This window comes from Microbacterium sp. P2_F9, assembly GCF_056403635.1.
The window spans coordinates 1-8886 of the sequence record NZ_JBFUFC010000160.1 but is presented as its reverse complement, the minus strand read 5'-3'; the positions used below and the strand labels follow the sequence as shown (position 1 = coordinate 8886).

Annotated in this window: 9 protein-coding genes; 6 read left to right on the top strand and 3 right to left on the bottom strand. The window is 71.9% G+C overall.

Annotation, left to right across the window (positions count from 1 at the left end):
* The 3 genes from AC1DVT_RS14970 to AC1DVT_RS14960 form a co-directional block, all read left to right on the top strand.
* A partial coding sequence (locus tag AC1DVT_RS14970; protein WP_477389817.1) for a lysylphosphatidylglycerol synthase domain-containing protein occupies nucleotides 1–773 on the top strand: 773 nt, incomplete at its 5' end.
* Nucleotides 770–1516, top strand: a complete 747-nt coding sequence (locus AC1DVT_RS14965; protein ID WP_477389816.1) for a RibD family protein — start codon at nucleotides 770–772, stop codon at nucleotides 1514–1516. The genes AC1DVT_RS14970 and AC1DVT_RS14965, both read left to right, overlap by 4 nt.
* Before the next feature lie 8 nt (nucleotides 1517–1524).
* Nucleotides 1525–3180: an alkaline phosphatase family protein gene (locus AC1DVT_RS14960; RefSeq protein WP_477389815.1), complete on the top strand. Its 1656-nt coding sequence runs from the start codon at nucleotides 1525–1527 to the stop codon at nucleotides 3178–3180.
* 2 nt (nucleotides 3181–3182) lie between these two features.
* On the opposite strand, the gene AC1DVT_RS14955 is transcribed toward AC1DVT_RS14960, so the two are convergent.
* Nucleotides 3183–4217: a zinc-dependent alcohol dehydrogenase gene (locus AC1DVT_RS14955; RefSeq protein ID WP_477389814.1), complete on the bottom strand. Its 1035-nt coding sequence runs from the start codon at nucleotides 4215–4217 to the stop codon at nucleotides 3183–3185.
* Nucleotides 4218–4316: 99 nt separating this feature from the next.
* Here AC1DVT_RS14955 and AC1DVT_RS14950 point away from each other — a divergent pair, with 99 nt between their 5' ends.
* The 3 genes from AC1DVT_RS14950 (at nucleotide 4317) to AC1DVT_RS14940 (ending at nucleotide 7205) form a co-directional block, all read left to right on the top strand.
* Entirely contained in the window at nucleotides 4317–5222 is a 906-nt protein-coding gene (locus AC1DVT_RS14950; protein ID WP_477389813.1) for a LacI family DNA-binding transcriptional regulator, read from the top strand.
* 4 nt (nucleotides 5223–5226) lie between these two features.
* A complete protein-coding gene (locus AC1DVT_RS14945; protein WP_477389812.1) occupies nucleotides 5227–6486 on the top strand; it encodes an FAD-dependent oxidoreductase in 1260 nt (419 codons plus the stop codon).
* Between the two features lie 71 nt (nucleotides 6487–6557).
* Nucleotides 6558–7205, top strand: coding sequence for a glycine zipper domain-containing protein (locus AC1DVT_RS14940; protein ID WP_477389811.1), 648 nt, complete (start codon nucleotides 6558–6560; stop codon nucleotides 7203–7205).
* 74 nt (nucleotides 7206–7279) lie between these two features.
* Here the strand turns inward: AC1DVT_RS14940 and AC1DVT_RS14935 are convergent, their stop codons facing one another.
* Together AC1DVT_RS14935 and AC1DVT_RS14930 are read right to left on the bottom strand one after the other, a co-directional pair.
* The gene (locus AC1DVT_RS14935; RefSeq protein WP_477389810.1) at nucleotides 7280–7834 is read right to left on the bottom strand and encodes a ribonuclease H family protein; all 555 of its coding nucleotides are present in this window, start codon (nucleotides 7832–7834) and stop codon (nucleotides 7280–7282) included.
* An 84-nt stretch (nucleotides 7835–7918) separates the two neighbouring features.
* A complete protein-coding gene (locus tag AC1DVT_RS14930; RefSeq protein ID WP_477389809.1) occupies nucleotides 7919–8755 on the bottom strand; it encodes a patatin-like phospholipase family protein in 837 nt (278 codons plus the stop codon).
* Between the last annotated feature and the right edge of the window lie 131 nt (nucleotides 8756–8886).

Sequence of the window (8886 nt, the reverse complement as noted above, 5' to 3'; positions counted from 1 at the left end):
CCGCCGCGGCCTGGCGGTGGCGCGTGCTCGCCGGGCGGCTCGGTCTGACGCTGGGGCGTCGAGAGGCGATGGGGGCGTACTACCGCTCGCAATTCCTCAACACGGTCCTGCCGGGCGGGGTCGTGGGCGATGTGCACCGGGCCGTCGCGCATGGCCTCGACCAGGGTCGCGTCGCGCAGGCGTCGCGCGCGGTCGCGGCGGAGCGCTCAGCAGGTCAGGCGGTGCAACTCGTCCTGGCAGCGGTGGTGCTGGCGGTTCTCGGAATGTCGGCCTACGCTCCCGCTGTGGGCACCGCGCTTCTCGTGGTCGTCGTCGCCTGCGCCGCCATCGTCATCGCGGCGACGACGAGTCGGCGCGCCCGGGCCGCGATCAGGCGCGAGCTGGCCGCGCTGCGGCAAGCGTTCGGAACCGTCCGCACCGTGCTCGTCGTGGTGGTCGCGTCGATCGTGGTGGTCGCGTGCCATGTGGCCACGTTCGTCGTCGCCTGCATCGCCGTCGGCATCGACGCGTCGCCGGAGCGGCTGACCGCCGGCGCGCTCATCGTGGTGCTCGCCGGATCGATCCCGCTGAACCTCGGCGGCTGGGGCCCGCGCGAAGGCATCGCGGCGTGGGCGTTCGGGACGGCCGGCCTGGGAGCTGCCACCGGCGTCGCGGCCTCGACGGCGTTCGGGGTGCTGGCGATGATCGCCGTGCTGCCCGGCGCGGCCGTGGTCGCGGCATCCGCTGTCCGTCGCCGCCGGCTGGTCGCCCGGAACGGGGGGAGGACATCGTGACCCGGCCCTATGTGCTGCTCAGCYGCGCGATGTCGATCGACGGATACCTCGACCGCGCGACCCCGTGCAAGCTCGCCATGTCGAACGCGGCGGACTTCGATCGGGTCGACCAGCTGCGGGCGGAGAGCGACGCGATCATGGTCGGCGCGTCGACCGTTCGGCGCGACGACCCGCACCTGATGGTGCGCAGCGAGGAGCGCCGGCTCCTGCGCCTCGCCGCGGGGAGGTCGTGCTCGCCGCTCAAGGTCACAGTGACGGCGACCGGCGACCTCTCACCGCACGCCGCCTTCTTCGCGGACGAGGACGTCGAGAAGCTCGTGTACTGCCCGCAGGCGACCGCGCGTCGCATCGCGGCGAAGCTGGGCAGCGCGGCGACCGTCGTCGGCGTCGGCGGGGAGGTGTCGATGGGCGCCGTGGTGCGCGACCTCGGCGACCGGGGCGTCCGCCGGCTCATGGTCGAGGGCGGCGGGCACCTGCACACGCAGTTCATCGTGGACGAGCTCGCCGACGAGCTGCAGCTCGTGATCGCCCCGTTCTTCGTCGGGGAGCCGGGGGCGCCGCGCTTCGTCGAGGCGGGCCGATTCCCGTGGACGGCATCTCGGCGCGCGCGGCTCGCCGAGTCGCGGGCGATCGCGGACGTCGTGCTGCTGCGCTACGCGCTCTCGGACCGGTTCGATGGCCGGTCGCTGCCGGCCGGGTCGGACTCCGCGTCCGCCTCGGCGGGCTCCCTCCGCCAGCCGTGAGCGGGCCGATGTTCGAGGGAACGGGGCGGAATCGCCGGGAATCGGCGACCTTCCCCCCGCGCAGCCGGGCATCGGCTGCGACGATCGTCGCGTTCGCGGCGCTCCTGGTCGTGCCGCTGCTTCCCGGTGCGCTCGCCGCGGGCACCCCGGCCGCGCTGCTGGCGCTGCCCGTCGAGTCGATCGCGGTCGTCGTGCTGCTCGTGGCGCTGCCGACCCGGTGGCTGCGCGGGGTCGTGGCCGCCGTCTTCGCCGCGCTGGTGATCGCCGCGACCGTGCTGACGGCGCTCGACCTCGGCTTCGAGGCGACCGTCGACCGCGCGTTCAGCCTCACGGATGACGCGTCCAGCCTCGTCAGCGCCTTCGGGGTCGTGAGCGACGCGACCGGAACCGGCAACGCCTTCCTGCTGGTCGCTCTCCTGGTCGCGCTGGTGATCGCCGCCGTGGTGGCTCTCGCGCGTGCGGCCCTGCGCGCGGGGCGCGTCACCCGCGCCTCGGAGCGCAGCGGGCGGGTCGCCACCGTCGCGGTCGCGGGCATCTGGATCCTCGGCGCCGCCGTCGGGGCGCAGCTGATCCCGGGGGTGCCATTGGCGGGAGCGGATGCCTCGACCGAGCTCGCCGCCACCTCGGTGCGCACCGCCCAGGGCATCCGGGACCAGCAGCAGTTCCAGCGCGCGGTCTCGGCCGACGCGATGCGCGGCATCCCTTCCGATCAGCTCCTCGCGGCGCTGCGGGGCAAGGACGTCGTCTTCGCATTCCTGGAGAGCTACGGCAGGGTCGCCGTCGAGGACTCGACCTTCTCGCCCGGGGTTCTTCGCGTGCTKCGCGCCGGCGGGGCGCTGCTCGCCCAGGACGGGTATTCGGCGCAGAGCGCGTTCCTCACGTCGCCGACGTTCGGCGGGGTCAGCTGGCTCGCGCACTCGACGCTGCAGACGGGCGTCTGGGTCGACTCGAAGCAGAACTACAGCCGGCTGCTCACCGACGACCGGCTCTCGCTCACGCGCGCGTTCCACGATGCGGGCTGGCGCACCGTCTCAGTGGTGCCGTCCAACAAGGAGCCGTGGGACGAGGGGAAGAGCTTCTACGGCTACGACTCGATGGTGAACTCCCTGAACATGGGCTATGCGGGGCCCACGTTCAGCTACGCCCGGATCCCCGACCAGTTCACCTGGCAGCACTTCTACGACACCGAGCTCGCCCAGCCCCACGCTCCCGTCATGGCCGAGATCGACTTCGTGTCATCGCACACGCCGTGGACGCCGCTGCCCCAGCCTGTGCCCTGGTCGCAGCTCGGCGACGGGTCGGTGTTCGACCCGCAGCCGGCCCAGGGCATCGCGCCGGTCGTCGCCTGGCAGGACCCGAAGCGGGTGCAGCAGCTGTACGGGCAGTCGGTGCAGTACACGCTCGGCACGATGTTCTCGTTCCTGCACACCTACGACCAGCCGAACCTCGTGCTCGTGGTGCTCGGCGACCATCAGCCCGCGCGGGTGGTGAGCGGCCCGGATGCCGACTACGACGTGCCGATCTCGATCATCTCCAAGGACCCGGCCGTGCTCGCGGCGCTGGCCGAGTGGCACTGGGAGCCCGGCGTGCTGCCGTCTCCGGACGCTCCGGTCTGGCGGATGGACCGCTTCCGCGACCGCTTCCTGGACGCCTTCACCCCCTGAGGTCAGTCGAAGACGACCACGACCTTGTCGGCCGCGCCGGGGGTCGACGCGAGGGTCATCGCGCGCTCGGCCTCGGCGAACGGCACGATGTCGCTGATGATGTGCTGGTACTTGTCCCAGTGCTCGATGATCGAGTCGGTCACCTCGAAGATCTCGGTCGGGTACCCCATCGCGAGACGGATGTCGGGCTCCGTGGTGAGCAGCTCCTGCAGGTCGAGCTCGACCGGCTTCTTGTGCACGGCCACGATCGTGAGCACGCCGCGGTTGCGCATGGCCTTGAGCGCGGTGTCGATCACGATCGGCGCACCAGCGGCGTCGAAGTAGACGTCGGTCGCGGCCTTCGAGCCCCGGCCCATGAAGCCCGGAACCTCGCCGTGCAGCTCCTTGAGCCGCTCCGCCACATCCTCCTCGGCGGAATTGATGACGGCATCCGCTCCGATCAGGAGCGCACGCTCGAGGCGGCTGGGCTGGATGTCCACGACGACGACGTGCGCCGCACCCTTGGACTTGAAGCCGATCGCGGCGCCGAGGCCGACCGGCCCCGCGCCGAAGACGACGACCTTCGAGCCTTCGCCCGCTCCGGAGCGATTGACGCCGTGGTACGCGACCGCCATCGGCTCGTTGAGCGCGGCGACCGCCCACGGCACCTCGTCGGGGATCACTCGGAAGTGCACGCCGGCCTCGGCGTCGAAGAGCACGACCTCGTCCGACAGGGCGCCCTGCGCGCCGCCGTTGCCGATGATGCCGTCGCGGTTCGCCATCGGGTTGATCACGACGTGGTCGCCGACCGCGGCGCCGGTCACCTCCGCCCCGACCTCGACGATCTCGCCGGCCGGCTCGTGGCCGAGCGGGGTGTGGCTGTCGCGGGGAGGGATGCCGCCGCGCTGCACGTAGAAGACGTCCGAGCCGCAGATGCCGCACGCCTTGATCTTCACCGCGACATCGCGGGGACCGACCGGCGGGCGCTCGGCCTCGAGGAACTCGGCCACTCCGGGACCGGTGACGGTCAGTGACTTCATGGTGGTCAGGGTCTGCATGGGATGCTCCATCGGATCGGGAACTAATTCGGATTAGTGCCTAGACTAGCAGCGGAGTCTGAACGCAGCATCCGAAGATTCGGGCCCAGGGGGAGACTCATGGAGCGTCGCAGGGCGACCATGCGAGATGTCGCCCGCGCGAGCGGGGTCTCTCCGGCCACGGTGAGCTTCGTCATGAACGACACCCCTGGGCAGACCATCTCGCCCGAGACCCGCACCAAGGTGCGTCGCGCCGCGGCCGAACTGGGCTACACCGCCCACCCGATCGCGCGGGCCCTGCGCGAGGGGGCGTCGCGCATCATCGTGCTCGACCTCGGCGGGCTTCCGCGCACTCCGGTGCTCGACGGCTTCATCCAGGGGATGGACGAAGAGCTCGTCGCGGCGGGGTTCGGCCTGTTCGTCACGTTCGCCGGGGCGGGTCATGCGTCGACCCAGGCTGCCGTCGCGGCGGTGAACCCGCGCGCGATCGTCGACCTCGCCGGCATCTACGCCCACCCCGAGGCTGGCGTCCCAGACGGGGGCTGGAATGACGGGATGGCCGCGCACTACCTGGCGCAGGTCCGCTATCTGCAGAGCCGCGGGCATGACCGGATCGCGATCGCCTCCCCTTCCGGCGAAGGGCTGATGTACCCGTTGATGGTCGACTTCATCCGGTCCGCGGCATCCCGACTCGAGATGGCGGAGCCCATCGTGCTGACGGTCGGAGCCGGATCGGAAGGACTGCGGGCCCGGATCGGCGATGCCACCGCGATCGCGGCGCTCACGGATGCGATCGCGTTCGAGGTGCTCGCTGCGCTCCACGACGAGGGCGTCACCGTTCCGGACGAGGTCGCGGTGATCGGCTGGGGCGACACCGCGGAGGCGGCGCTGTGGCGCCCGGCGCTCACGACCATCCGCATCGATGCGCGCACCTACGGACGGCGCACCGCACGACAGGTGCTCGGGCTTCCGGTCGGCGACGCGAGCCCGGCGCCGACCCAGATCATCCAGCGCGAGTCGGCCTAGGAAGATGAGAGTCGGCATCATCGGGGGCGGAGCCGCCGGCCTGGCCACCGCGTGGCTGCTCGAGCATGAGCACGACGTCACGCTCTTCGAGCAGGACGACCGCTTCGGCGGCCACGCGCACACGATCACGATCGAGGCGGACGGCCACCGCCTCGCCATCGATGCCGGGTTCCAGTTCTTCGCGCCGGGCGCGGCCTATGCGACGTTCAACCGGCTGCTCGACATCCTCGACGTGCCGAGGCGGTCGTATCCGGCGACGCTGACGGTCTACGGCACGGCGCGCGAGCGCCCCGTCGTGATGCCGCCGCTGCGGGCGGGGCGGCCGGTATGGAGTTCGTTCACCCCTCGAGCGCTGCGCACCCTGATCCGGTTCCGCCGGTTCCTCGCGGACGTGCCGGCGTTCCTCGCCCAGCACGACCGCACCCTGACGATCGGCGAGTACCTCGAGCAGCAGCGCCTGCCGCGGGGGTTCGTCGACGACTTCCTGCTTCCGCTCCTGCTCGCGTTCTGGTGCGTCGAGCCATCCGACTTCCAGCGATTCACGGCCTACAACGCCCTGTACTACCTGGGCGCGAACATGCCGACGGGCCTGCGCGCCCCCGACCAGAGCGAGATCGACGGCGGCCTCCGGGTCTACGTCGACGCGCTCGTCGGGTCGCTGGAGCGAGCGACGCTCCGCCGGGACTCCGCGGTGCGCAGCCTCACCCGCGACCCCGACGGCTGGACCATCGAGGACGCCGACGGTCGGCGCCAGTCCTTCGATCAGGTGGTCGTGGCGACGAACGCGCGCCAGGCGCTGCACCTCCTCGAATCGTCCCCCGAGGCGGACGAGCTCTGCGCGCAGCTGCGGCGCCTCAAGTACTTCGACACCACCATCGCGATCCACGGGGATCGGCGGCTCATGCCGCGGAGCGAGTCGACATGGTCGGTCGTCAATGCCCGGTGGGACGGATGCCACAGCTCGCTGTCGATCTGGAATCCTGAGCGCGGCCTGCCGGTGTTCAAGAGCTGGGTCACGTTCGACCAGGCGCTTCCCGAGCCGCTGTACGCCGTCGCGAAGTATGAGCACGGCATGGTCGATGCGGACTACTTCGACGCCCAGGGCCGGCTCAAGGCGCTGCACGGAGCGCACGGCCTGTGGCTCGCCGGCCTCTACATGGACGACGCCGACTCGCATGAGAGCGCCATCCGCTCCGCCGTCAACGTCGCGCAGCGACTCGCCCCCGCATCCGCGCGCCTGGGCCGGCTCGCGGCCGCGGAATAGGCCGCGCGGCCGCGCGCTACGGCGTGGCGCCTGGCCTCGGGCGTCGCACCAGCAGATAGACGACGGCGCCGATGATTCCGAGGCCCAGGAGGATCACCCACGGCAGCCATGCCCCGGTGGCCTCGTCCGTGGGCGCGCCCGCCTCCGGGCTCGGTGACGTGCTCGCGGTTGGGGTTGGGGTCGGGGTCGGGGTTGGGGTCGGCGTGGGAGTCGCTGTCGGGGTAGGCGTCGGTGTCGCGCTCGGCTCGGCCGTCGGAGCCACCGAGGGGGCGACGGTCGGTGCCGTCGTGGGGGCGATGGTCGGTGCCGTCGTGGGGGCGACGGTCGGCTCCGTCGTCGGGGCCACGGTCGGCGCGATGCTGGGTGTGAGGCTGGGGCGCACGATGGGCGTCCGCGTCGGGCGGGGCGTCGGGGTCGGCAGCTCGAGGGTGATCGTCGGGGTGGGGAGCTCGATCGTCGCGGTCGGCGTCGGGAGGGTGCCGGTCGGACTGGGCAGGGTGATGCCGCTGCCGCAGGCTGCGAGCAGCGCCCCCGCCGCGGCGATCGCCACGATCGCCATGCCGCGCCGCACGCGCTCCGCCGTCCGATTGCCCGACATGAAACCTCCTCCGGAGGGCGCGAGGCCCGCGGTCCGTCATCCGCCCGCTCAAAGCCGGCTCCGACCTGAATCGTCGCAGGCCGCGCTCGGGAACGGAAGCGCAACCCACCACTCCGGGTGATCCTTCGCCGCGTGCGCGCCGGGGGTCCGGCGACACGCCGTGGATGCCCCTTCCGGAGACCCCCGAGCAGTCGGTCAGGTGCGCTTGCGTGCCGCGTTCCGGTCGCCGGCCGATTTCGGCGGCGCGGCGCCGACGTCGAGGCGCTCCTGTCCGCCGTGCGACGACCAGGCGCTCTCGAGCCCCCGCTCCGCGTGCTGCGAGGCTCGGACCGCGCGCTCGTCGGCCCACTCGTTCAGCACGTGACCCGAGTGCCCGCGCACATGCTCGAGCACGGCATCCGGGAGTCCTGCGGCACGGCGAGCGTCGCGCTGCTCGATGAGCTGCTCGAGGATCTCGCGGTTCTTGACCGGGGATCCGGATGCCGTCTTCCAGCCGCGCCGCGCATGGCCCGACATCCACTTCGTATATGTGTCGATCGCGTACCGCGAGTCAGCCTGGATCGTGAGATCCGCCACCGCGGCGTGGTCGCGCAGGGCGTTGAGCAGGCCGAGGAGCTCGCCGATGTTGTTGGTTCCCTCGACCACCGAGCCGGCAGCCCAGTGTCCATCCTCGGCGACCCACGCCCAGCCAGCCGGGCCGGGGTTGCCCTTGCATGCGCCGTCGGTTGCGACCGTGTAGGTGTCGGTCATCGTCCATCCCGTCGTCGCCCTATGCCGGCTTCCATCGTGCCCCACACCGGCTCCTCCGCGAAAAGGGACTCACGCGGCAGCGGCTCACCGCTGCAGGGCGGCTCTCACGCGTTCCGCCTCGCGCCGCCCCTGCGCACGCCCGGCTGCCACGAGCTGGGGCGCGACCGAGCGATCCATGACGTCGCGTCCGGCGGCGCGCCGGGAGTCGGCGTCGTGCAGCAGAATCTCGACGCGGCGATCGGGCGCGAGAAGTGCTCGCTGTCTGGCGATGCGCGCCCACGGCCCGATCGCCGCCGTGCTGGGCGCGAGGGCGATGACCGGTCCCGATCCGGGAGCGAGATCCAGATTGAGGGTCGAGCGCATCCCGCCGTCCATCCACCGTCGTCCGTCCAGCGGCACCGGGGCCGAGACGAACGGAACGGCGCAGCTTGCCGCGACCGCATCCACCAGGGGCACGGCATCCGCGCGGGTGAAGACGCGAGAAGCACCCGAAGCGGTGTCCACCGCGACGATCCGGAGGTCCCGGTTCGACCACGCGTGCTTGGGCAGTCGCGCCTGCGCGATCGCGCGCTGGCGGTTCGGATCGGCGACATGCGCTGCCTCGGCCAGCCGGCCGATGYGGGCCGCCGCACGCTCGGGCGACCGGGCGCCGAACTGTGCGCGGGCGAGCCTCAGGATCTGCGACAGACGCATCCCTGCGGAGGTCTCCCACGGCACGCCGGCTTCCTGTCGTGCGTAGAGCTTCGCCAGTGGAATGCCGCTGGTGACCTGGGCTCCGACGACTGCGCCGGCGCTCGTGCCGAGCACCACCGCGTCCGCGGCGACCACCGCACCCTCGTCGGCGAGACCGGTGAGGATGCCGATCTCCCATGCGATGCCCGCAACGCCGCCGCCGCCGAGCACCCAGATGGGCTGGATCACGCGGGCGGGCTCGCTGGACGCGGATGGTGGATGCCGCGGTGCAGCTCGAAGACCCGCGAATGCCCTTTTCCTCCGGGAAGATCCGTGATCGGCTGATCGGCCATGAAGAGCCGGATCAGGTGGGCGAGTTC

Coding starts and splice junctions, on each gene's coding strand:
- AC1DVT_RS14955 (WP_477389814.1), bottom strand. CDS start 4,217: ATGCAGACCCTGACCACCATGAAGTCACTGACCGTCACCGGTCCCGGA.
- AC1DVT_RS14950 (WP_477389813.1), top strand. CDS start 4,317: ATGGAGCGTCGCAGGGCGACCATGCGAGATGTCGCCCGCGCGAGCGGG.
- AC1DVT_RS14945 (WP_477389812.1), top strand. CDS start 5,227: ATGAGAGTCGGCATCATCGGGGGCGGAGCCGCCGGCCTGGCCACCGCG.
- AC1DVT_RS14940 (WP_477389811.1), top strand. CDS start 6,558: ATGATTCCGAGGCCCAGGAGGATCACCCACGGCAGCCATGCCCCGGTG.
- AC1DVT_RS14935 (WP_477389810.1), bottom strand. CDS start 7,834: ATGACCGACACCTACACGGTCGCAACCGACGGCGCATGCAAGGGCAAC.